The following is a 21,308-nucleotide window of genomic DNA, read 5'->3' on the forward strand; positions in this document are numbered from 1 at the left end:
TCCAATGCGTTTTGCCGTTCTCGGCAGCGGTAGCCAAGGGAACGGCACGCTGATCGCCAGTGCTGATACGTATGTACTGGTGGATTGTGGTTTTTCCCTGCGGGAAACCGAAAAACGCCTGTTGCGCCTGGGTGTGAACCCGGCGCAACTGAGCGCGATACTCGTGACCCACGAACATGCCGACCACGTGCATGGCGTGGGTTTGCTGTCTCGGCGCTACAATCTGCCGGTCTACCTCAGTCGCGGCACACTGCGCGGGATGCGCAAACCGATTGAACCCGCAGGCTTCGTGGCCGGCGGCGAGCAGCTGCAGATCGGTGCTCTGGACATCCGGGTCATTGCCGTGGCCCACGATGCACAGGAACCGACCCAGTATGTCTTCAGTGATCAGGAACAGCGACGCTTCGGCCTGCTGACCGATCTGGGTTCATACTGCGAGCGGGTGCTGGACGGTTATCGGGACCTCGATGCGTTGATGATCGAGTCCAATCATTGCCGAGACATGCTGGCCCGTGGTCATTACCCGTACTTTCTCAAGCAGCGGGTGGGCGGCGAGCTGGGACATTTGAACAACCATCAGGCGGCATTCCTGGTGGCCGAGTTGGGCTGGCAAGGCCTGCAACACCTGGTCCTGGCCCATCTGAGCAGCAAGAACAACCTGCCGCAGCTGGCCCGGCAATGTTTTGTCGACACCCTCGGGTGCGACCCGGACTGGCTGCAACTGGCCGATCAAGATTCAGGGCTCGACTGGCGCCACATCGCCTAGCCCATCTACTTAGCAAGCGGAGCCCATCATGGAAAAACGTGAAGAACTCTACCGCGGCAAAGCCAAATCGGTTTACAAGACCGACGACGCTGACCGCTTGATCCTGCTGTTTCGCAACGACACCTCGGCGTTCGACGGCAAGCGCATCGAGCAGCTCGACCGCAAAGGCATGGTGAACAACAAGTTCAACGCCTTCATCATGCAGAAACTCGAAGCGGCCGGCATTCCGACCCAGTTCGACAAGCTGCTGGCCGACAACGAAGTGCTGGTGAAAAAACTCGACATGATCCCGGTCGAGTGCGTCGTGCGTAACTACGCCGCCGGCAGCCTGGTCAAGCGTCTGGGCGTCGAAGAGGGCATGAAGCTCAACCCGTACACCTTCGAACTGTTCCTGAAGGACGACGCCAAGGGCGACCCGTTCATCAACGAATCCCACGTCGTGGCATTCGGCTGGGGCACCGCCGAGCAACTGGCGCGCATGAAAGAACTGTCGCTCAAGGTCAACGAAGTCCTGAGCAAACTGTTCGACGACGCAGGCCTCTTGCTGGTGGACTTCAAGCTTGAATTCGGTGTGTTCAGCGATGGCTCCATCGTCCTGGGCGACGAGTTCAGCCCGGACGGCTGCCGTCTGTGGGACAAGGACACCAAGAAGAAGATGGACAAGGACCGCTTCCGTCAGGGCCTCGGTGACGTCATCGAAGCCTACGAAGAAGTCGCCAACCGTCTGGGCGTACCGCTTTAATCGACGCAAGCATCTGATAGCACGGAAAAAATTTCGTTTAGGGGTTTCCCATTCCACGAAAGTGTTGTTATGATGCGCGCCGTTGGAGAGATGCCAGAGTGGCCGAATGGGACGGATTCGAAATCCGTTGTACCTTCACCGGTACCTAGGGTTCGAATCCCTATCTCTCCGCCATTATTGAACAAGACGAAGCCCCCGTAATCATTGCTGATTACGGGGGCTTTTTCGTTTTCAGTGATTGTGATGGCGCGTTTGCAAGGTGAAAGTGGTCTGAACCAACGATCAGACTCAAACTGCCAAAAAACTGTACAGTTTGGCGAAGATCCGACCGATAGAGCTCACTTCGTCTACTGCGCCCAGGTCGAGCGATTCAGCAGCGGACTCTTCAGCGTTGCATTACGCGCATTCAGCTCTCGTTCGAGCAACTGAATGACATTTTTCCGTAGGCCGCCTCGGATTGTCCCACCTTTTCTGGGATGATGGAGTTCTGCGATCCCAGAGCTGATGGATTCTGCCCTGAATGGCGGGAGGCGTTTCAGCTTTCCGAGATCCCTACAGGTTTTTGCCTGTGACATTAAAGATATGGGCCCGAGCGTTGCAGCGTAATGGGAATGTGTTGTTCTAGAGGATTGAACATGGCGCCACCTAACCGAATTGAGCATGCGAACTTCGACGATTTCCGACGCTCCGCAAAGGATGAGTCGATGTCTAAATATGAGCGCATCGGGTTCCCCGACTCATATCGTGCCGGTTATGAAGCAACTATCTTCAAGGATATTTGTGCAAAGCTGACCAATCTGGAAAAGACGAGTCAGCAAGTGGTCGATATCGGCCCGGGCTGCAGCGATCTACCGAAGATGCTGATTGATCAGTGTGCATCCCATAATCATGCGCTGACGTTGATCGACAGCCAGGAAATGCTGGATTTGCTTGAGAGCGCACCTTTCATCGAAAAAGTGCCGGCCATGTATCCACAGTGCCCTGAATGGGTGGCTGGAGTGGCAGGCAAGGTCGACGTGATCCTGTGTTACAGCGTGCTGCATTATGTCTTTGCTGATGTTGGTTTTTTTCGATTTGTCGATGTATCGCTTTCCTTGTTGGCTCCCGGTGGGCAAATGTTGATTGGCGACATTCCCAATATCTCCAAGCGCAAGCGTTTCTTTTCCAGTGAAACCGGTGTGAGTTTCCACAAAGATCATATGAAGACGGATCAGGCACCTGTTGTCGAGTTCAATAAAATAGAGCCCGACCAGATTGACGATGCTGTCGTGATGTCGATCATTCAACGGGCCCGGAGCCAAGGGTTCGATGCCTATCTCTTGCCACAGGATCCTGCACTTCCGATGGCGAACCGGCGTGAAGATATTCTCATCAGCAGACCTTGAGAGCAGGACATGTTAAAGACAAAAAAGGTTGTCATTCTGGGCGACAGTGCCTTCGCCGAGGTCGCTTATGAGTGTTTTACTCACGACTCTGAATACGAAGTCGTCGGTTTCTCTGTCGAATCGGCATTTCTTGAAAAAAATGAGTTGTTCGGTTTGCCTGTCGTGGCACTTGAGGAGATCGAGCAAACCTTTGCTCCCCTCGAAGTCGAGTTTTATGCGGCACTCGTTTATTCCCAGCTCAACCGGCTGAGGACGCGGCTGTACGAAGCGATGAAGTCAAAGGGATATAGGCCTGCGAGTTATATCAGTAGCCGTGCATTTGTTTGGCCCAATGCGCAATTGGGCGAACACTGCTTTATCTTTGAAGACAATACAATCCAGCCCTTCGTCAAAATCGGCAATAACGTCGTACTTTGGAGTGGAAATCACGTCGGCCATCACTCGGTGGTCAAAGACAATTGCTTTATCTCCTCTCATGCTGTTATTTCCGGGTTTTGTACGATCGGCGAAAACACGTTCATTGGCGTTAACTCCGCAATTGCCAATAACGTTGTCATAGGTGCCGACAATTGGTTGGGCGTCGGGGTCAATATCCTCAAGAACACGGATCCTGATTGTCTGTTCAAAACCGAGCAACCGGAGCCTGCCAGGGTCACCGCACGACGCTTTTTCAAGGTCCGGACATGAATTGGCAAAAACCAGGCATTGTCTGGACGCCTGATGGCACTCTCGATTGGGCTAGAGCCCATGCAATGGGGCCTGTACCTTGCCGACTCAACGATGATGTCATTCGTGCCTGTATGACATGTCTGGACGGCAATAATTTTGGTGAGCAGGGCTTCTGCGTCGTGGAGTTGATTCAGTGACCATCGAAGTCGTGAGCTATCAACCTGCAATGAGTGAGGCCTGGAATGCATTCTGCGCGAAGGCGGCAAACGCCACATTCCTGCATTCGCGCCGTTTTCTCGAATACCATGGCGACCGTTTTCTGGACGTCTCGGCTGTGCTCATGCACGCCGGCAGCATCGTAGGTGTTTTCCCGGCGGCTCAGTCTCCGTCAGACCACTCCATGGTCGTCAGCCATCCCGGTATCACCTATGGCGGTATCGTGCATGATGGCTACCTGTGCGGCGGCAAGATGATCAATGCGCTGGAGTGCTTGAGTGAGCACTACCGCAGAAACGGGTATGACCGTCTGCGATATAAAGCGGTGCCCCATATTTACCAGTCTCGACCTTCTCAGGACGATCTCTATGCCTTGTTCCGGGTCGGTGCGCACCGGTCGCGCTGCGATCTGTCGTGCACAATTGAGTTGGCAGATCGCACAAAACCGTCCGAACGCCGCCGGCGCGGGCTGAAAAAGGCTCTCAAATCGGTGTCAGTGGTGGCTGGGGGCGATCAGGTTCGAGCACTCTGGCAGGTGCTGGCCGATAATCTGGAACGCAAACACGGCGCGGCCCCCGTGCATAGCCTGGAAGAAATGGAGCAGTTGATCGCTCGTTTCCCTGAGTCTATCGAGTTGTATTGCGCCAGAATCGAAGAGCAGGTGGAGGCGGGGATCGTCGTGTTCAAGGCGCGTACGGTATGGCATGCGCAGTACATTGCGGCGAGCGAGAAAGCCTATGCGGTTTCCGCGCTCGATGCAGTGTTCGAGCGAGTCACGGCCGAGGCACTTTCAGCCGGTGTCCGATATTTTGATTTCGGAACAAGCAACGAGTGTGAGGGTACGGTACTCAACGAGGGCCTCTACCAGTACAAGCATGAGTACGGAGGCGGAGGGGCTGTACACGAATTTTATGATATCGATCTATTAGGTGTTCAGGATGCCGCTGTCTGATTGCAAGATCATCAATTTGCCGAAGATCACTGATCCGCGGGGAAATTTGACCTTTCTGGAGGGTGGGCAACACATCCCCTTCGATATCAAGCGTGTTTTCTACCTGTACGATATCCCGACCGGGGAAGGTCGCGGTGCGCATGCGCACAAGGAGCTGCACCAGCTGTTGATCTGCCTGTCCGGCAGTTTCGACGTTACGCTCGACGACGGGGTAGAGAAGAAGACGATCCACCTCAACCGCCCGTGGCATGGTTTGCATATTCCCCCCATGATCTGGGCGGCCGAGCTCAATTTCGATCCGGGATCCGTTTGCCTGGTCCTTGTGTCCATGGCATTCGATGAGTCCGATTATTATCGGGACTACGACGAGTTTCTGGCTGCTGTCCGGTCTCGTTGAGTTTTTTACAGCCGTGGTACTTCGATCACCATAACTACAAGCACCGCGCCGCAACAGTCTCGATTGCGCGCGCAGGGACACCTCGCCGACACGGCCGATGTGCTGTTCGGGAGGCGTCCGGTAAGTGTTCGCACAACGCCAGGTATCGTTTGGTGATATGAGTGTGCAGCCAACGCTATTCCATTCGAGAGTCAGGAGCAAGATTGTGAAAGTGCCATTTCTTGATGTCCGTAACACTTACCTCGAACTCAAGCCCGAGCTCGATCAAGCGGTCGCGCGGGCTCTCGATTCCGGGTGGTATATCTTTGGGGAAGAGGTTGCCCAATTCGAGAAATCTTTTGCCGAATACACAGGCGCTCGTCATGCAGTCGGGCTCGGCAACGGGCTCGATGCGCTGCGTATCTCCTTGATGGCGATGGGGGTATCCGAAGGGGATGAGGTCATCGTGCCGTCCAATACCTATATTGCAACCTGGCTCGCGGTGACCCAGTGCGGAGCACGCCCCGTGCCTGTCGAGCCTGACGTCGACACTCTCAATATCGATCCGCAACGTATCGAGCAGGCGATGACCGGCAAGACCAAGGTCATTCTTCCTGTTCATCTGTACGGGCAGCCAGCCGCAATGGGGCCGATCCTCGAGCTGGCCCGTCAAAAGGGCGTGAGGGTCCTTGAGGACGGCGCACAGGCGCATGGTGCACGTTATCGTGGGGAGCCCATCGGCGCACACGGAGATGCCGTAGCATGGAGCTTCTATCCCGGCAAGAATCTCGGTGGATTCGGTGACGGCGGCGGCGTCACGACCAACGATGCAGAGCTCGCAGAACGCATCCGGATGATTGCGAACTATGGTTCCAAAGTTAAATACGTCAATGAAGTGTGTGGCGTAAACAGTCGTCTCGATCCGATCCACGCTGCAGTAATGGGCGTCAAGTTGCCATTTCTTGACGAGTGGAACGCGCGTCGCGGGGAAATTGCCGCCTATTACCGGCAGCACTTGCCAGATAGCGTTGTGAGGCTGCCGGCCGTGCAACCGGACTGCACATCATCGTGGCATCTGTTCCCCGTTTTTTCGCCGCAGCGAGATGCTTTGCAAGCACGGCTGAAGGAAGCCGGTATCGAAACGCTGATTCATTACCCGATCCCTCCTCACAGGCAACAGGCTTATCGGTATCTCGGCTTCGAGAAGGGCGCCTTCCCCATTGCAGAGACACTGGCGGAGACCGAACTCAGCCTGCCGATCGGACCACATATGACACTCGAACAAGCGGCGTATGTCTGTGAAATCATTGCAGGTTTTCAGTAATGAAGGATTTCGATCTCGACCACTTGCAAGAAACGGTTGCGAACCATGTTTCTCGAGCGCAATACGGCGATGCGATGACGTGTATCAAGTTATTCGCCGAAGGAGTCATCAACGATCCGGAATCCATCGGTGTAGTGTTCGCGAGCCGTGAGCTCGATTCGCTCTGCGCAAGGCTGGCCGACGCCTGCTATGCCGATCATCCTGCGCCCGTGACGGAGCGTCAGGGTACTGTCGTTCTGGCGACTGAATTGGCGAAGGCTGGCGGGCATGTCGAACTGATCAAGGATTACCTGGCGTTGGGACTGTTCGAAAGCCCGGTTCGTGTCGTTTTGACAGATCTGTTCAATCGGATTGATCACGCCTCGATTGGTGAGTGGAGTTCGTTGCTCGGCTGTGAAGTATTCATCGCCGCCGAAACCGCGCTCGATGGCAAACTCGATACTGTGACCAAGTGGCTGGGCGAGTGGAATCCTTCCAACGTTTTGTCATTCGGCCACAATCAGGACGTCGTGTGCATCGTCGCGGCCCACGCCCCCGGCATTCAGAACCGTTACTACGTTCACCATGGCGATCATCATTTGTCCCTGGGTGTGACATGCGCAGCGTTTCAGCATGTCGACTTGCACAACATGTCCTATGAACTGTGCAAAAACGAGATTGGTGTCACACGGCAGCTCTATTGGCCGATCAGCACTGTCGGTGCATCCTCGATCAAAACCCGATTCCTCGAGCGCGGGGCTTTGACGACTTGCTCATGCGGTCGGATGTCCAAGTTCGAATCTGGGTCATACACGATTCGCTATGAGCGTGCGGTAGCGTGCATCCTGAAAGCCTCCGCTGGTTACCATGTGCATATCGGGGATTTGTCCGATGCATTTCTGCAGAAAATCCACGAAGAGCTCGATGCCGAGAACGTAAGCCATGACCGGTTCATTCACATACCTTGGGTCGCTTCGCTCTCTCGGGCGCTGATCGAAAACTCGGTGGATGTCTATATTTCTTCTTTCCCGGTTGGGGGGGGCAAATCGCTGATCGAGGCGATGTCGGTCGGGGTGCCCGTGATTACTCACGAATCCTATCGCTCGCGATACCACGCCGGATCCGATATCGCTTATCCGGAAAGTTTCATCTGGAGCAACTATGAAGATCTCGCTCGGATTTTCAGCCAGTGGGACGAACCGTTGCTAAGGCAGCACGGTGCATCTGCACTGCAGCATTTTGAGCGTTATTACTCGAAAGATGCTTTTTTGAAGGCCTTTGCCAGCGGAACGGACTGTGCGAGCCATGTTCCGCCATTGCATGCGTATCAAGCAAACCCGTTGCGCAATCATCTTGATGTACAAGAAAAGAGAGCGCAGGCCATCGGTCTGGTGGTCGCTGAAAAGGACCAAATGTTCCAGGAGTGGGAAAAAATTCTTTCGGCATATAACGAGCATTCCGAGACGATCGGAAGGCTTCACGCAGGAATTGAACAACTGAGTCAGGAGAAGCATGCGCTGATCGAGCAACTGACGCAGGAAAAGCTTGCGCTGGAGGCGTTGGTCACGGCTCAACGACAGGAAAAGGATGCTTCAAGGACATGGAAAGGCAAAATCAGAAAGATCGCTCGCGTGATTCTCGACAGGTAAGTCTCAGACGTTGATATTGAAAAAGCCCCTTGGATGAAGATCCAAGGGGCTTTTACGTTTTTGCAGGACTGTCAGCCAGCCCTCAAATCTCCTTGACCGGCGTCTCGCCCTGCACGCCCTTGATCAATTCGATCACATGCAGGCAGTCCGCCTTGTTCACATACGACTCGCCACTGGCAACCGTCTCATGGTTTCCCGCCCGTAGCCGCCAGCGCCATTGGCCCTTGCCAGTGCTCGGGGTGCCCTTGGATTGCCTGTAAATCTCGAAATACATTCAGTTCGCTCCATGCGATGGGATATTGCGACAACCTGTTTGGCGCATCGTCGCAAGCCTAGCGGAGAGCAGTTATTTGGCTATCGGGGATTTGTTTCCAATCGTTGGGTAATGTTTCAGCGAGGCGCGGGGCAGAGCGTCGGGATCGGCCTTTGGATTGGCAAGTACGTCCTTGCGTCGCCCTTGCATGACCTTCAGTGGTGCTGCTTAATACGGGGCGGCTCATGGCGTCGGATTTCGTTCGACGACCGACAAACACTATAAAAAAGAGCAGTCCATTGACCCATCCGCATGGAACGCCACACGCGGGGCCGGTGACGCTGTCGCTGGTGATTCCCGTATTCAACGAAGAGGACAGTCTCGACGGCTTTCTCCTGCGCATTCGTCAGGTATTCGAGCGTGAAACCCTGATCAGCCTTGAGTTGGTGTTCGTCAACGACGGAAGTACCGATTCGACACTGAAGTGCCTGCTGCTCTGCCAGCAGGGCAATTCGCAGATTCGCATCGTCGATCTGAGTCGCAATTTCGGCAAGGAAGCGGCGCTCTCTGCCGGTTTGCAGACTGCAACCGGGCAGATCGTGGTGCCGATTGATGTCGACTTGCAGGACCCGCCCGAGGTTATTCTGCAAATGATCGAGCGTTGGCGCGAAGGTTATGAAGTGGTGCTTGGTCACCGCATCAGCCGCCGCAATGACTCCTGGGCCAAGCAGACGTCCGCCAATTGGTTCTATCGTCTGCACAACAAGATTGCCGAACAGACATTGCCGGAAAACGTCGGTGATTTTCGGCTGATGGATCGTTGTGTGGTCGACGCGCTGCTGACGCTGCCGGAATCCCGGCGGTTCATGAAAGGTTTGTTTGCCTGGGTCGGGTTTCGCACCACCCAGGTCGAATACGAGCGCCCGGAGCGGGCGGCCGGGCAGAGCAAGTTCAATGGCTGGCGGCTGTGGAATTTCGCGCTCGAAGGCATCACCAGTTTCAGCACCGAGCCATTGCGGATCTGGACGTATCTGGGGGCGCTGGTGTCTCTGGTGTCGTTTGCCTTTGCCATGTTCATCGTGGTGCGCACGCTGATCCACGGCGTTGACATGCCCGGTTACGCCTCGCTGATGGTCGCGGTGACCTTTCTCGGCGGCTTGCAGCTGATCGGTATTGGCGTGCTCGGCGAGTATCTCGGCCGCACCTATATCGAAGCGAAGCGCCGACCGGTTTTTCTGGTGCGCCGCATTTATGAATCCAAGGACTGAAGCATGGATCTCAAGGAAACCGACATCCTCGGCGACAGCATCGGCGAGCATTGGTATTACCGCTCCAAAGCGGCAGCGACCCGTCGATTGCTGGGGGAGGCGCCGATCAAGCGCATTCTCGACGTCGGCGCCGGTTCAGGGTTTTTCTCCCATCATCTGTTGACTCATACCGCCGCGCGAGAAGCGTGGTGCGTGGATATCAGCTATCCGGCCGACTCCAGTGCCAGCACTGCCGGCAAACCGGTTCATTACCGCCGCTCGATCGACACCGTGGACGCTGATCTGGTGTTGCTGATGGATGTGCTGGAGCACGTCGATGATGACCTCGGCCTGCTCAAGTCCTACGTTGACAAAGTGCCGTCCGGCAGTCGCTTCCTGATGACCGTGCCGGCGTTCCGGTTCATGTGGAGCGGGCACGATGATTTTCTCGAACACAAACGTCGCTATACCCTGGGACAGTTCGAGTCTCTGACAAAGAACGCCGGATTAACGGTCGAGAGGGGCGCCTACTACTTCGGAGCGGTGTTCCCGATTGCCGTTGCTTCGCGCCTGATTCCCGGCGGTTCAGCGCCACGTTCGCAGCTGAAAAAACATCACCCGCTGGTCAATACGCTGCTGAAAACCCTATGCCGCCTCGAACTGCCCTTGATGGGCATGAACCGCCTGGCCGGCCTGAGTGTCTTCGTACTGGCGCGCAAACCCTGATGGCGACACAGCGCTCCGAACTCATCCGGCGCGGCATGCGCTTTGCCGTAACGGGTTTGTTCGTCACGGCCCTGCATGCGCTGGTGGCCGTGTTGTTCATCAATTTCGTGAGCCCGCAACCGCCGCTGGCCAACGGCGTGGCATTTGTCGTGGCGACGGTGGTTTCCTACGTGATCAACACCACCTGGAGTTTTTCCGCAAGGTTGCATGGCAAGACCCTGCTGCGCTTCCTGATGGTCTCGGCGGGAGGTTTCGTGTTGGCGATGCTCGTGGCCTGGGCCGCCCAGATGGCCGGCCTGCACTATTTGCTGGGAGTCGTGGCGGTTGCGCTGACCATTCCGGCGTTCACTTTTGTATTGCATAACTTCTGGACGTATCGATGAAGGATTCGGCAAAGCGCCTTGCTATCACTCTGTTGCCGTTGATCATCGGCATTCTGGCCTTTTTCATCGTGGTCGGGCCCCGTGCGCTCAATCCGCAAAACATTGCCTGGCTAGGGCAGGGGGATCCGGCAACGCATTACCTGGGATGGGTGTTCTTTCGCCAATCTCCGTGGACCTTTCCGCTGGGCTTGAACCCGACTTATGGGCTGGAGTTGGGCAATGGCCTGATCTTCTCCGACTCCAACCCGCTGCTGGCACTGCTGTTCAAGCCTTTCGCCGGGTTATTGCCCGAGACGTTCCAGTATTTCGGCCTGTGGTTTCTCGGCTGTTTCATGCTGCAGTCCTGGTTCGCCTGGAAACTGTTGGGGCTGATCACGCCAAACGTGACCTTGCGCGCCTTGGGGGCTGCGCTGTTTCTGTTTGCTCCGCCGATGATCATGCGCATTCCGGTGCATCTGTCACTGGCCGGGCACTTCGTGATTCTGGCGGCGCTGTACCTGGCACTGCGTCCGGGCGATGAGCGCCGGCGTCTGGCCTGGGGTGCCTTGCTGGGATGTACCGCGCTGATTCACGCCTATTTGCTGGCGATGGTGGCGCTCATCTGGCTGGCGGATCTTGCTGCCCGTGTCTTCAAAAGCAAATTGACCCTGCGCAACGCGGCGGTCGAGCTGGTTATGCTGTTTGCTCTGGTCAGTTTCTGTTGCTGGCAAGCCGGTTATTTTTCAGTAAGCGGATCCGATGCGGCATCTGCGGGTTTTGGTTTGTACCGTGCCAATCTCCTGACCCTGTTCAATGCCAATGGCTGGTCGTATGTACTGAAAGATCTGCCGAATGGCGTAGGGGATCTGGACGGCTTCAGCTTTTTGGGGCTGGGGCTTGTGCTGCTGACGATTTGCGGTCTGACCGGTTGGCTGCAAGGACAGACCAGAGTGGGGCTGCGTTTGCGTCGGTATGGTTTTTTGCTGGTCGCTTTGTTCGGGCTGTTGATGTTCTCGCTTTCCAACAATATTGCGCTGGGATCGTTGGATTTCTCCTACCCGCTGCCGGAAAAAATCATCGCGATCGCCAATGTTTTTCGGGCGTCAGGGCGAATGTTCTGGCCGGTTTACTACGCGACCATTCTGTTTATCCTCTTTCTGGTGATTCGGGCCAACAAGGTGCGCACGGCAGGTAGTCTCCTGGCTTTGGCGCTCGTGATCCAGGTATCCGATACGCGTAGCGGATGGGCTGTCGTGCGCAAGCAGTTGATGGTGGAACCGACGGCTCAATGGGCAACGCCTTTTGTTGATCCGTTCTGGCAAAGTGCGGCCGCACATTATCCAAAGATTCGCTGGCTGCTCCCGCAAAACTACTCTCGGGAATGGCTCAGTGTCGCGGCTTTTGCGGCACGCCACGGGTTATCGACGGATGCGATTTACCTCGGGCGAATCAGTAGCGATCAGTTACGTCGCGCGGATGAGCACGCGTCCGAAATGTTGAACTCAGGGAAATACGAGGCCGATTCGCTGTACTTGCTCAGTGATCATGCACTATTGCGAGCGGTTCCAAGCATTGATACGCGTACTGACCTGCTGACGCGTATCAACGGTTTCACGGTGCTGGCACCTGGCTGGAAACAGTGTGACAAGTGTCTGCAAGAGTCGGTTGAAAAGGCGCCGCAACAACTGGTTCCTGAAATACCGTCCGGTCAGACGACGCTGTTCGGCTACGGTGCTGCCGGTTACGGGTTTCTGGCGCGTGGCTGGTCAGAACCTGAGCCATGGGGCGTCTGGTCCAGTAGCCCGGACGCCGAACTGGTGTTCCGGATTCCCGATTCGGCCCGCTCCCTGCGTCTTGAAACGACCGCTTTTCTCACACCCTCTCATGACCGGCAGGGCGTTGTGGTCAAGCTCAATGGCCTCGAGACCTTGAACACCACGCTGGACAAGCTGGATGGCAACACGCTCGAACTGACCTTGACCCCGGCGATCCGTCAACGCATCAAGGACGAGGGGCTGCTGCGGATGCAACTGCAATTTGCCGACGCCATCAGCCCTCAAGAGTTGGGAATGAGCAAGGACCCCCGCAAACTGGCCATGGGATTGAAGACATTGACTGTCAACTGACCCTTACGCGCATAGACGGCATCGGCGGGGCTTTCTACACTGCCCGCAATCCGGGGACAGGGGGCAATGGATGAACCGCAATGAACTTCGAAAGGCCGATATCAACCTGATGGTGGTGTTCGAGACCTTGATGCTCGAACGCAACGTGACCCGGGCTGCCGAGAAGCTGTTTCTCGGACAGCCGACCATCAGCTCGGCGCTCAATCGCCTGCGCACGATGCTCAACGATCCGCTGTTCATTCGCGTCGGCCATCGCATGGAACCGACGGCCCGCGCCGAAGACATCTATCGCCATTTGAAGCCCGCGCTGGACTCGTTGTCGGTGGCGCTGAGCCTGACCCGTGATTTCGATCCCGCCGTCAGCACCATGACCTTTCGCATCGGCCTGTCGGACGACGTCGAATTCGGTCTGCTGCCACCGCTGTTGCGCGCCTTGCGCCAGGAGGCACCGAACGTGGTGTTCGTGGTGCAGCATGTCGATTACTGGCGGATTCCGGATCTGCTGGCCGCTGGCGACATCACTGTCGGCATCAGCCAGACCCGTGGCCTGCCGGCCAATGCCAAGCGCAAACTGCTGCGGCATATCCAGCCGAGCATCCTGCGCGCCGACAAGTCCGCCACCCCGCTGACCCTCGACGAATATTGCGCACGGCCCCATGTACTGGTTTCCCACACGGCCAATGTCAGTGGTTATGCCGATGAGTGGCTGGCGGACCTCGGCCGCACCCGTCAGGTGGTGTTGTCGGTGCCGCAATACAGCGCACTGCCGGCGCTGCTGGCGGGCACCGACCTGATAGCCAGCCTGCCGGACTACACCGCCGAGGCCATGGCCGCCTCGGGCCTGTTGTTCAAGGAACCGTTTCCATTCAAAACCCCGACGCTCGACTTGTCGATGGTCTGGCTCAGCCATGTCGACAGCGACCCGGCCGAGCGCTGGCTGCGCTCGCGGCTGGAGCAGTTCATGAGCGAGCGACCGCACACACCGTTCTGACTTGCCGAGCCGTTGTCCGGCTGCTTTGCTGAGTACACCTGAACTCGGTGGAGCCTGGACCCATGAGCATTTCCCGTGGTTTGCTGCGTGGGCGCGGCAGTCTTGACAGCGGCAAGGTCGGCATGGTCGAGCTGTTTTTCGATCTGGTGTTCGTGTTTGCCGTGACTCAACTGTCCCACACCTTGCTCGCGCACTTGTCGGTTATCGGTGCGGTGCAGGTGACGCTGATGATGGTCGCGGTGTGGTGGGTGTGGATTTTCACGTCCTGGATCACCAACTGGCTCGACCCGGAAAAACTGCCAGTGCGTCTCGGGCTGTTCGGCCTGATGATCGCCGGTTTGCTGCTTTCGTCTTCGATTCCCAAGGCATTCACCGAGCGCGGCCTGATGTTCGCGGCGGCGTTCGTGTTCATGCAGGTCGGGCGCACCCTGTTCGCGATCTGGGCGGTGCGCGGCGAGTCGTTGAACATGACGCGCAACTTCCAGCGCATCCTCGCCTGGCTGATGTTGTCCGGGGTGTTCTGGATCGGCGGGGCGTTGGTCGAGGGCGAGCAGCGGTTGCTTTGCTGGGCGCTGGCGCTGCTGATCGAACTGATTTCGCCGTCGCTGTATTTCTGGGTGCCGGGGCTGGGGCGGTCGTCACTGAGCGACTGGAATGTCGAAGGCAATCACATGGCCGAGCGTTGTGCGCTGTTCGTGATCATTGCGCTGGGGGAGTCGTTGCTGGTGACCGGTGCGACCTTTGCCGAGCTGGTCCCGGGCCGCGATGGACTGCTGGCGTTTCTGGTGGCGGTGCTGGGCAGCGTCGCCATGTGGTGGGTGTACTTCGACAGCGGTGCCGAGCGTGCGCACCACCGTATCGCCCACTCCACCGACCCCGGGCGTCAGGCGCGAATCGCCTACACCTACCTGCATGTGTTGATTGTCGCCGGGGTGATCGTCAGCGCGGTGGCTGATGAGCTGGTTCTGGTGCATCCGGATCATGCCAGCGATTCCGGCATTGTCGTGATCATCGCCGGGCCATGGCTGTTCCTGCTCGGTAATGCGCTGTTCAAGTGGGTCATGGCTGATCGGCCGTTTCCACCCTTGTCCCATGTATTCGGGCTGGTAGTGCTCACGCTGTTGTTGCCGCCGGCACTGAATCACTGGTTTTCGGCGTTGGCGCTCGGTGCGTTGACCACAGCAGTCGTGGTGCTGGTGGCGATCTGGGAAACCCTGGCACTGCGTCGGGAGCTTCCCGTTCCTGTGTCGGAAAAAGCCGCAGGAGAGTAGGGCGCAGCTGTGTTATATGTACGGCCTTTCTACCCGCCGACTGGAGTCTTTCGATGCCACACCTGCACATGGAATACACCGCCAACCTGCCGCAACTGAACGCCGACGTAGCGTTGATCCGGCTCAACAACACCCTGGTGGGTTCCGGTCAGTTCGCTGCGGAGTTCGATATCAAGAGCCGGGCGGTCAAGGTCGAAACCTTCAAGGTCGGCACCGCCATGAGCGAGCGGGCCTTTGTGGCGGTGAGGCTGGCGCTGCTCAGCGGTCGCTCCCCGGAGATCAAGAAGCAACTCTCGCAAAACCTGTTGGCGGTGCTGCAGGACCTGTGCGAGTGGCCGGCCGGTGTCGAAGTGCAGTTGAGCGTGGAACTGCTCGATATCGACCGCGAGTCCTACAGCAAAGTCGCCATCGGCGTGTAAGACTCAGGCCGCCTCCAGCTCCGCGCAGGTCTTGATGACCTGCTCGCGCAGCCAGAGGTTGGCGCTGTCCTGGTCGACGTTGTGGCTCCACTGCATGTCGAGGGTGAACCCCGGCAGGCCATTGGGTGCCTCGCAGTGATTGAACACCGCGTCGTTGGTCAGCAAACGCTGGATCCGCCGGGGCAGGGTGAGGATGAAATCGGTGCCGGTGATCATCTTCAACGCCGCGCTGTAGCTGTTGGAGCGAGCGACGATCTGGCGCTTCTGCGCCTGCCGCGCCAGCCAGCCATCGACCATGTTGGTAGTGGACGTCCAAGGCGTGGGGAACACATGCCGGCGTTCGGTGAAGGCTTGCAGGCTGAGGCGCGGCTCCAGCGGCGTCGCACGTTTGTCGAAGACGCAGACCAGGTCATCTTCCAGCAGCATCCGCGATTTCAGGTCGGTATGGCTGCGGTGGAAATGCGGGCCGAAACAGATCACCAGATCGAGGCTGCCATCGCGCAGCTCTTGCGCCGGCACGTCGGTTTCGAACTTGTGCATGTTGACCATCACCGGCAGATCGTCGAAGTCGAAACGCTTGAGCATGCGCGGCAGGATCAGCTGTTCGAAGTATTCCGGGGCGCAGATGTTGAAGGTCACCGGTTGCGCCATCGGGTCGAAGGTCGGGGCGCCGGCGTGGCACAGGTTGATGCTTTCGAGGATTTTCTGCACATGGCCATACATGCTGCTGGCCTTGTAGGTCGGGCGCATGCCCGTGCGGGTGTTGACGAACAATTCGTCTTCAAAACTGGTACGCAGTTTCTTCAGGCAGTAACTGACGGTGGACTGACTGACAAACAGCGCCTCCGACACATCGGTGACGCTGCTTTGCTCATACACGGCGACAAACACCATGAGATCCTGCATATCGAGCTTTCTAAGCAAGTTACTGTTCAGCATCCGTTCTGTCTCGCTGTGCTCCTTGCGCCGAATCCGCGCAAACGTGTGCGCATGATCGTAACGGAACGATGGTGCCAGGAGAAAGCCCTGTAGGATTTTTCACGGACAGTTGTGGGACAGAAAGTTTTAGGAATACGACGTGTCAAAACGATCCCGCAAAAGATGGCCAGAAGCCTTTAGCCAGAGGGGTGAAGCACCGTGCACAACGCCCGATCAGCGAAAGTGCCGGGCGTAATGCCGAGGGTCGAAACGCAGCACGATCAGCAGCATGATCACCATCACCGCAATCAGCGACCACCAGGCCCATTCGAAGCTGCCCAGTCGATCGCGGATCACCCCGGCCAGCAGTGGCGACAGTCCGGCAATCAGGTAGCCGATGCCCTGCACGAACGCGGTCAGCCCACCGGCGCGCTGCGGGTTGTCGAGGTGATCGAGGGAGACGATCAGGCTCATCGGAAACAACCCGCCAATTCCCAGGCCCAGCAGGCATGGCCACAACAGGCTTAGATGTTGCGGGCTGAGGATCAAGCCGCAGAACCCGCCGATGATCAGCACCAGCAGGGCGCCCAGCACCAGGCGCCGGTCACGGCTGCGGTTGGCGATAGCGGGAACCACCAGACCGGAAATCACTTCCATGGCCGTCAGAAAACCCAACAGCAGACCGGCGTTCTGTTCGCTCCAGCCGTTTTCCACGTAGTACGGCGCCAGCCACGCGAGTACACAGGTGTAGGACGCTGTCCCCAGACCGAAGAAGATGGCGAGCAGCCAGGCGCGGGAATGGGTGAAAAAGGCCTCCTTCTTCACGGCAGTAGTGGTGATGGAGGGTACGTCATCGCGTTGTGACAGCCAGAACAGCAACGCGAGCAGCGCCAGTACCGCCCAGATCGCCAGCGCTGCACGCCAACTGCCGGTACCGAGCATCACCTGAGGTGCGAACGAAGCGGCCAGCGCGGCACCGCCCATGATCGACGTGATATACAAGCCCATGCACAGCGCCACGTTGTCGGGAAACCGCGATTTGATCAGTGCCGGCATCAAGGCCTGAATCAGCGCGATGCCGATTCCGGCGAGCACGGCGCTGACGATCAGTTGCGCCGCCGAGTCGAGAAACAGCCGCGACAGCGTCGCCACGCCGATGATCAGCAACGACAGCACCACCGTGCGTCGCTCGCCCAGACGCTGGCTGATGCCGATCCCGAAAAACATCGCCAGCCCCATGGCCATCACCGGCAGCATGGTCAGCAGCGAGGCCAGGCTGAAACTCAACGGAATGTCGCCACGAATCGCCGACAGCAAAGGCCCGACGGCGGCCATCGACGGGCGCAGGTTAAGGGCGACAAGGACGATGCCGAGCATCAGCCAGGCGGCGGGGCGGGCAGAGGCGCGAACGTTTTCCATCTTCAGACCTTTGAATCAGAGGCTGTCGATTAGGCGTGCGGGCTACCGGCGTCGGCAAATCAGAAAATCCCGAGGGGTATTTAAAAAGTCGATACGCCTACCGTGGGCACTGCCGAAGCGAGCCGTAATTTTTTCTGAATCACACCTGACGAATGTTCAGATTTCATGGTTATTTCATGAGCCAACTAATCGTTGGCTTCTTTTTCACAAAAAATTGATGGGGGGCTACGTAGAGTTTTCATTGCCCGGGTCAATGAAGTTTTCACAATTGGCCACGGCGCTTCTTTTCAGGAAATAGCCCCCCCTCATATGTTGAAGTTAAAAGCCGTGCGCCCGGAATGGGTGACGTTGTTTGCCAGCGCCTTTCTTTTGATCGGATTCAATTTCGTACTTTGGCAACATCTCCTCGAGATCACCGCTGCCGACGGCATCGCCATGGGCATTGCGTTCGGGGTGATGATCTTCGCGGCCTACAACATCGTGCTGACCTTTCTGGCGTTTCGCCCGGTATTGAAACCGGTGTTGACGGCGCTGTTTCTGATCAGTGCCGGCGTGGCTTATTTCATGAGTCAGTATGGCGTAATGATTGACGCCGGCATGTTTCGCAACTTCGCTGAAACCAATGCCACGGAAGTTCGTGATCTGCTGTCGTTGAAGTTGTTCGCCTATATGTTGTTTCTGGGCGTATTGCCGTCGTGGGTGTTGTGGAAGTTGCCCGTTGAGTATCGTCGCTGGCACCGAGAGTTATTAAGCAAAGTTGTGGTGTGTGCAGCATCGGTCGCCGTGATTGGCGGCGTGGCGCTGGCCAACTATCAGGGCTTGTCTTCGCTGTTTCGCAACCACCACGAATTGCGCCTGATGCTGGTACCGAGCAATTACATCGGCGCATCGGTTGGATATCTGCGTGAGCAGGTGGTTTCCGCCCGGCAACCGTTCATCAAGATCGGCGAAGACGCCCAGCGCAACCCTGCGCTGCAAAACCGTTCGCGCAAGTCGCTGACCGTGCTGGTGGTGGGGGAAAGTGCCCGGGCGGAGAACTTCGGCATCCTCGGCTACAACCGCGACACCACGCCGAAGCTGGACAAGGAAGCCGGACTGATCGCCTTCACCGACGTGCATTCCTGCGGTACGGAAACAGCCGTCTCGGTGCCGTGCATGTTCTCCAACATGAGTCGCCAGGATTACGACGCCAGCAAGGCGAAAAATCAGGAAGGGCTGCTGGACGTGCTCAAACGCGCCGGCATTGATGTGATCTGGCGCGACAACCAGTCGGGCTGCAAGGGCACCTGCGACCGCGTCACCCTGCAGGACGTGAGCAACCTGAAAGACCCGGCCCTGTGCGCCAACAGCGAATGCCGCGACGAAATCCTGTTGCAAGGCCTGCAGAGTTTCATTGATCACCTGGACAAGGACACCGTGCTGGTGCTGCACCAGATGGGCAGTCACGGCCCGGAATACTTCAAGCGTTACCCGAAGGAATACGAACACTTCACGCCAGTGTGTGAAAGCAACGCGCTGAACAATTGCAGCCGCGAAAGCATCGTCAACGGTTACGACAACACGCTGGTGTACACCGACCATGTGCTGTCGAGCCTGATCGATGTGCTGCGCAGCAATCAGGAAAAAGTCGATACCGCCATGCTGTACCTCTCCGATCACGGCGAGTCCCTGGGCGAGTACAACCTGTTCCTGCATGGTACGCCGTACATGCTGGCGCCGGAACAACAGAAACATGTGGCGATGCTGGCGTGGTTCTCCGACAGTTATCAGAAGTCCTACTCGGTCGACACCCATTGCCTGCAATTGAGCCGCGACAAGCCGTTGAGCCAGGACAACCTGTTTCATTCGATGCTTGGCCTGCTGGAAGTGCAGAGCAAGGTCTATCAGCACGATCTGGATCTGTTTGCCGGTTGCCGTGGTGCGGTCATCGACGGCGTATTGGCCAAGGACTGATCCGTCGGAATTGTTCTGTAAGACTATTCTTGCTGGCAGGCAGGAGATTTCATCAACGCTCTTGCCCTGCACAGGCGCGGAAAGCGCCGGTGGCGATATATACTGCGCGCCATTCTTGAAGGGAGAGCCGTGTGGCCATCGATATTCACTGGATTCGCGACAACGATAGCCTCGCGCAGTTTTGCGCCGAGTGGCAGCAGCTGCCTTTCGTTGCCCTCGACACCGAATTCATGCGGGTCGACACCTTCTACCCGATTGCCGGTCTGTTGCAGGTCGGCGACGGCAAACGCGCCTATCTGATCGACCCGCTGACCATTGACGCCTGGCAACCGCTGGCGGCGTTGCTGGAAAACCCGGCGGTGCTGAAAGTCCTGCACGCCTGCAGCGAAGACCTCGAAGTCCTGCTGCGCCTGACCGGCAGCCTGCCGGCGCCGCTGTTCGACACGCAACTGGCCGCGGCCTATCTGAACCTCGGGTTCTCGATGGGTTATTCGCGTCTGGTGCAGGAAGTGCTCGGCATCGAACTGCCGAAGGGCGAAACCCGTTCCGACTGGTTGCAGCGTCCGTTGTCCGACACGCAAATCAGCTATGCCGCCGAAGACGCCGTGCATCTGGCGGAAGTTTTCGTACAACTGCGTCCGAAGCTGTCTGACGATAAATGTGCCTGGGTGCTGGAGGACGGCGCCGAACTGGTTGCCAACCTGCGTCGCGAGACCGATCCGTATGAGGTGTATCGCGAGGCGAAGCTGGCGTGGAAACTGTCCCGCGCGCAACTCGCCGTTCTGCGCGAGCTGTGCGCCTGGCGTGAACGCGAGGCCCGCGCCCGCGACCTGCCGCGCAACCGTATCGTCCGTGAGCATTCGTTGTGGCCGCTGGCCCGCACGCAACCGGACAACCTCAGCGCGCTGGGCAAGATCGAAGACATGCACCCTCGTACCGTGCGTCAGGACGGCGAGTTTCTGCTTGATCTGATCAAGCGCTCTGGCAGTGTGGGGCCTGATCAGTGGCCGCCAGCCGTGCCGGAGCCGCTGCCGATCGAAGCCGCCGCGCTGATCAAGCAACTGCGCGCCCTGGGCCAGGCCGAGGCTGAACGCCTGGGCATCGCGCCGGAACTGATGCTGCGCAAGAAAACCCTCGAAGCGCTGGTCAAAAGTGGCTTCCCCGAGGGGCCTTACCAATTGCCTGATTCGCTGCGTGGCTGGCGCCGCGAATTGATGGGCCAGAAGCTGCTCGACAGCCTGGCCACTGCCGGAGAACAGCCTTGAAACGTATTTGCTCCATTTACCAAAGTTCGAAGAAAAGCGGCATGTACCTGTACGTGCTCAAGAGTGATGCGCTGGAGCGCGTGCCGGAAGGCCTGATGGCGGCGTTCGGCAAGGCGAAGCACTCCTTCGATCTGGTGCTGACCCCCGAGCGCAAGCTGGCCAGCGAAGACATCGCCGTCGTCCTGGAGAACCTCGACAAGCAGGGTTACCACCTGCAGATGCCGCCGGCCGAGGAAGAGTACATCGAGCACTTGCCGGAAGAGTTGCTGCGACGCAACGACCCGGTCTGACCTGCGAGGC

General features: G+C 57.7%; 21 protein-coding genes and 1 tRNA gene. 19 read left to right on the forward strand and 3 right to left on the reverse strand.

Annotated elements, in window-relative coordinates:
* Positions 1–4: 4 nt before the first annotated feature.
* From M5B98_RS12250 to M5B98_RS12290, 9 genes are all read left to right on the forward strand, one after another.
* A complete protein-coding gene (locus M5B98_RS12250; RefSeq protein WP_114881797.1) occupies positions 5–766 on the forward strand; it encodes an MBL fold metallo-hydrolase in 762 nt (253 codons plus the stop codon).
* Positions 767–794: 28 nt separating this feature from the next.
* On the forward strand, positions 795–1,508 hold the full coding sequence (purC, locus tag M5B98_RS12255; RefSeq protein ID WP_007958019.1) for a phosphoribosylaminoimidazolesuccinocarboxamide synthase: 714 nt from the start codon (positions 795–797) through the stop codon (positions 1,506–1,508).
* Between the two features lie 84 nt (positions 1,509–1,592).
* Positions 1,593–1,682 (forward strand) — tRNA-Ser (locus M5B98_RS12260).
* Between the two features lie 461 nt (positions 1,683–2,143).
* The gene (locus M5B98_RS12265; RefSeq protein WP_248742836.1) at positions 2,144–2,893 is read left to right on the forward strand and encodes a class I SAM-dependent methyltransferase; all 750 of its coding nucleotides are present in this window, start codon (positions 2,144–2,146) and stop codon (positions 2,891–2,893) included.
* Between the two features lie 9 nt (positions 2,894–2,902).
* Positions 2,903–3,580 (forward strand): acetyltransferase, encoded by a 678-nt coding sequence (locus M5B98_RS12270; protein WP_248742837.1) that lies wholly within the window; start codon positions 2,903–2,905, stop codon positions 3,578–3,580.
* A 175-nt stretch (positions 3,581–3,755) separates the two neighbouring features.
* A complete protein-coding gene (locus tag M5B98_RS12275) occupies positions 3,756–4,730 on the forward strand; it encodes a GNAT family N-acetyltransferase (RefSeq protein ID WP_248742838.1) in 975 nt (324 codons plus the stop codon).
* On the forward strand, positions 4,717–5,127 hold the full coding sequence (locus tag M5B98_RS12280; protein ID WP_248742839.1) for a sugar 3,4-ketoisomerase: 411 nt from the start codon (positions 4,717–4,719) through the stop codon (positions 5,125–5,127). Before M5B98_RS12275 ends, M5B98_RS12280 begins: the two co-directional genes overlap by 14 nt.
* Before the next feature lie 205 nt (positions 5,128–5,332).
* Positions 5,333–6,430, forward strand: coding sequence for a DegT/DnrJ/EryC1/StrS family aminotransferase (locus M5B98_RS12285; protein WP_248742840.1), 1,098 nt, complete (start codon positions 5,333–5,335; stop codon positions 6,428–6,430).
* Entirely contained in the window at positions 6,430–8,058 is a 1,629-nt protein-coding gene (locus M5B98_RS12290) for a glycosyltransferase (protein WP_248742841.1), read from the forward strand. The genes M5B98_RS12285 and M5B98_RS12290 overlap by 1 nt, the downstream gene beginning before the upstream one ends.
* Before the next feature lie 82 nt (positions 8,059–8,140).
* Here the strand turns inward: M5B98_RS12290 and M5B98_RS12295 are convergent, their stop codons facing one another.
* A complete protein-coding gene (locus M5B98_RS12295) occupies positions 8,141–8,332 on the reverse strand; it encodes a YegP family protein (protein ID WP_007958030.1) in 192 nt (63 codons plus the stop codon).
* A 278-nt stretch (positions 8,333–8,610) separates the two neighbouring features.
* Between M5B98_RS12295 and M5B98_RS12300 the strand changes: the two genes are divergently transcribed.
* From M5B98_RS12300 to M5B98_RS12330, 7 genes are all read left to right on the forward strand, one after another.
* The gene (locus M5B98_RS12300) at positions 8,611–9,579 is read left to right on the forward strand and encodes a glycosyltransferase family 2 protein (protein WP_248742842.1); all 969 of its coding nucleotides are present in this window, start codon (positions 8,611–8,613) and stop codon (positions 9,577–9,579) included.
* A 3-nt stretch (positions 9,580–9,582) separates the two neighbouring features.
* Entirely contained in the window at positions 9,583–10,284 is a 702-nt protein-coding gene (locus tag M5B98_RS12305) for a class I SAM-dependent methyltransferase (RefSeq protein WP_248742843.1), read from the forward strand.
* The gene (locus M5B98_RS12310; RefSeq protein WP_248742844.1) at positions 10,284–10,667 is read left to right on the forward strand and encodes a GtrA family protein; all 384 of its coding nucleotides are present in this window, start codon (positions 10,284–10,286) and stop codon (positions 10,665–10,667) included. Before M5B98_RS12305 ends, M5B98_RS12310 begins: the two co-directional genes overlap by 1 nt.
* Positions 10,664–12,772 (forward strand): DUF6311 domain-containing protein, encoded by a 2,109-nt coding sequence (locus tag M5B98_RS12315; RefSeq protein WP_248742845.1) that lies wholly within the window; start codon positions 10,664–10,666, stop codon positions 12,770–12,772. The genes M5B98_RS12310 and M5B98_RS12315 overlap by 4 nt, the downstream gene beginning before the upstream one ends.
* 70 nt (positions 12,773–12,842) lie before the next feature.
* Complete coding sequence (locus M5B98_RS12320) at positions 12,843–13,763, forward strand: LysR substrate-binding domain-containing protein (protein ID WP_248742846.1); 921 nt, start codon at positions 12,843–12,845, stop codon at positions 13,761–13,763.
* Positions 13,764–13,825: 62 nt separating this feature from the next.
* On the forward strand, positions 13,826–15,034 hold the full coding sequence (locus M5B98_RS12325) for a low temperature requirement protein A (protein ID WP_248742847.1): 1,209 nt from the start codon (positions 13,826–13,828) through the stop codon (positions 15,032–15,034).
* Between the two features lie 53 nt (positions 15,035–15,087).
* The gene (locus M5B98_RS12330; protein WP_192553054.1) at positions 15,088–15,453 is read left to right on the forward strand and encodes a 5-carboxymethyl-2-hydroxymuconate Delta-isomerase; all 366 of its coding nucleotides are present in this window, start codon (positions 15,088–15,090) and stop codon (positions 15,451–15,453) included.
* A 3-nt stretch (positions 15,454–15,456) separates the two neighbouring features.
* Here the strand turns inward: M5B98_RS12330 and M5B98_RS12335 are convergent, their stop codons facing one another.
* Positions 15,457–16,392, reverse strand: a complete 936-nt coding sequence (locus M5B98_RS12335) for a LysR family transcriptional regulator (protein ID WP_085710261.1) — start codon at positions 16,390–16,392, stop codon at positions 15,457–15,459.
* A gap of 213 nt (positions 16,393–16,605) precedes the next feature.
* Entirely contained in the window at positions 16,606–17,790 is a 1,185-nt protein-coding gene (locus tag M5B98_RS12340; RefSeq protein ID WP_248742848.1) for a cyanate transporter, read from the reverse strand.
* Positions 17,791–18,099: 309 nt separating this feature from the next.
* Between M5B98_RS12340 and M5B98_RS12345 the strand changes: the two genes are divergently transcribed.
* The 3 genes from M5B98_RS12345 (at position 18,100) to M5B98_RS12355 (ending at position 21,298) form a co-directional block, all read left to right on the forward strand.
* Positions 18,100–19,743, forward strand: a complete 1,644-nt coding sequence (locus M5B98_RS12345; RefSeq protein ID WP_248742849.1) for a phosphoethanolamine transferase — start codon at positions 18,100–18,102, stop codon at positions 19,741–19,743.
* Positions 19,744–19,874: 131 nt separating this feature from the next.
* On the forward strand, positions 19,875–21,008 hold the full coding sequence (gene rnd, locus M5B98_RS12350) for a ribonuclease D (RefSeq protein WP_248742850.1): 1,134 nt from the start codon (positions 19,875–19,877) through the stop codon (positions 21,006–21,008).
* Positions 21,005–21,298 carry a YcgL domain-containing protein gene (locus M5B98_RS12355; RefSeq protein ID WP_085703814.1) on the forward strand — a complete coding sequence of 98 codons (294 nt, stop codon included), beginning with the start codon at positions 21,005–21,007 and terminating at the stop codon, positions 21,296–21,298. The genes rnd and M5B98_RS12355 overlap by 4 nt, the downstream gene beginning before the upstream one ends.
* Positions 21,299–21,308 lie beyond the last annotated feature (10 nt).

The sequence above is a fragment of the Pseudomonas sp. MWU12-3088 genome (genome assembly GCF_023242405.1).
Lineage (GTDB): Bacteria > Pseudomonadota > Gammaproteobacteria > Pseudomonadales > Pseudomonadaceae > Aquipseudomonas > Aquipseudomonas kribbensis.

Bases quoted from the DNA above. Each gene is read 5' to 3' on its own strand.
- M5B98_RS12250 (WP_114881797.1), top strand. From the start codon at position 5: ATGCGTTTTGCCGTTCTCGGCAGCGGTAGCCAAGGGAACGGCACGCTG.
- purC (WP_007958019.1), top strand. From the start codon at position 795: ATGGAAAAACGTGAAGAACTCTACCGCGGCAAAGCCAAATCGGTTTAC.
- M5B98_RS12265 (WP_248742836.1), top strand. From the start codon at position 2,144: ATGGCGCCACCTAACCGAATTGAGCATGCGAACTTCGACGATTTCCGA.
- M5B98_RS12270 (WP_248742837.1), top strand. From the start codon at position 2,903: ATGTTAAAGACAAAAAAGGTTGTCATTCTGGGCGACAGTGCCTTCGCC.
- M5B98_RS12280 (WP_248742839.1), top strand. From the start codon at position 4,717: ATGCCGCTGTCTGATTGCAAGATCATCAATTTGCCGAAGATCACTGAT.
- M5B98_RS12290 (WP_248742841.1), top strand. From the start codon at position 6,430: ATGAAGGATTTCGATCTCGACCACTTGCAAGAAACGGTTGCGAACCAT.
- M5B98_RS12295 (WP_007958030.1), bottom strand. From the start codon at position 8,332: ATGTATTTCGAGATTTACAGGCAATCCAAGGGCACCCCGAGCACTGGC.
- M5B98_RS12305 (WP_248742843.1), top strand. From the start codon at position 9,583: ATGGATCTCAAGGAAACCGACATCCTCGGCGACAGCATCGGCGAGCAT.
- M5B98_RS12310 (WP_248742844.1), top strand. From the start codon at position 10,284: ATGGCGACACAGCGCTCCGAACTCATCCGGCGCGGCATGCGCTTTGCC.
- M5B98_RS12315 (WP_248742845.1), top strand. From the start codon at position 10,664: ATGAAGGATTCGGCAAAGCGCCTTGCTATCACTCTGTTGCCGTTGATC.
- M5B98_RS12320 (WP_248742846.1), top strand. From the start codon at position 12,843: ATGAACCGCAATGAACTTCGAAAGGCCGATATCAACCTGATGGTGGTG.
- M5B98_RS12325 (WP_248742847.1), top strand. From the start codon at position 13,826: ATGAGCATTTCCCGTGGTTTGCTGCGTGGGCGCGGCAGTCTTGACAGC.
- M5B98_RS12330 (WP_192553054.1), top strand. From the start codon at position 15,088: ATGCCACACCTGCACATGGAATACACCGCCAACCTGCCGCAACTGAAC.
- M5B98_RS12335 (WP_085710261.1), bottom strand. From the start codon at position 16,392: ATGCTGAACAGTAACTTGCTTAGAAAGCTCGATATGCAGGATCTCATG.
- M5B98_RS12340 (WP_248742848.1), bottom strand. From the start codon at position 17,790: ATGGAAAACGTTCGCGCCTCTGCCCGCCCCGCCGCCTGGCTGATGCTC.
- M5B98_RS12345 (WP_248742849.1), top strand. From the start codon at position 18,100: ATGTTGAAGTTAAAAGCCGTGCGCCCGGAATGGGTGACGTTGTTTGCC.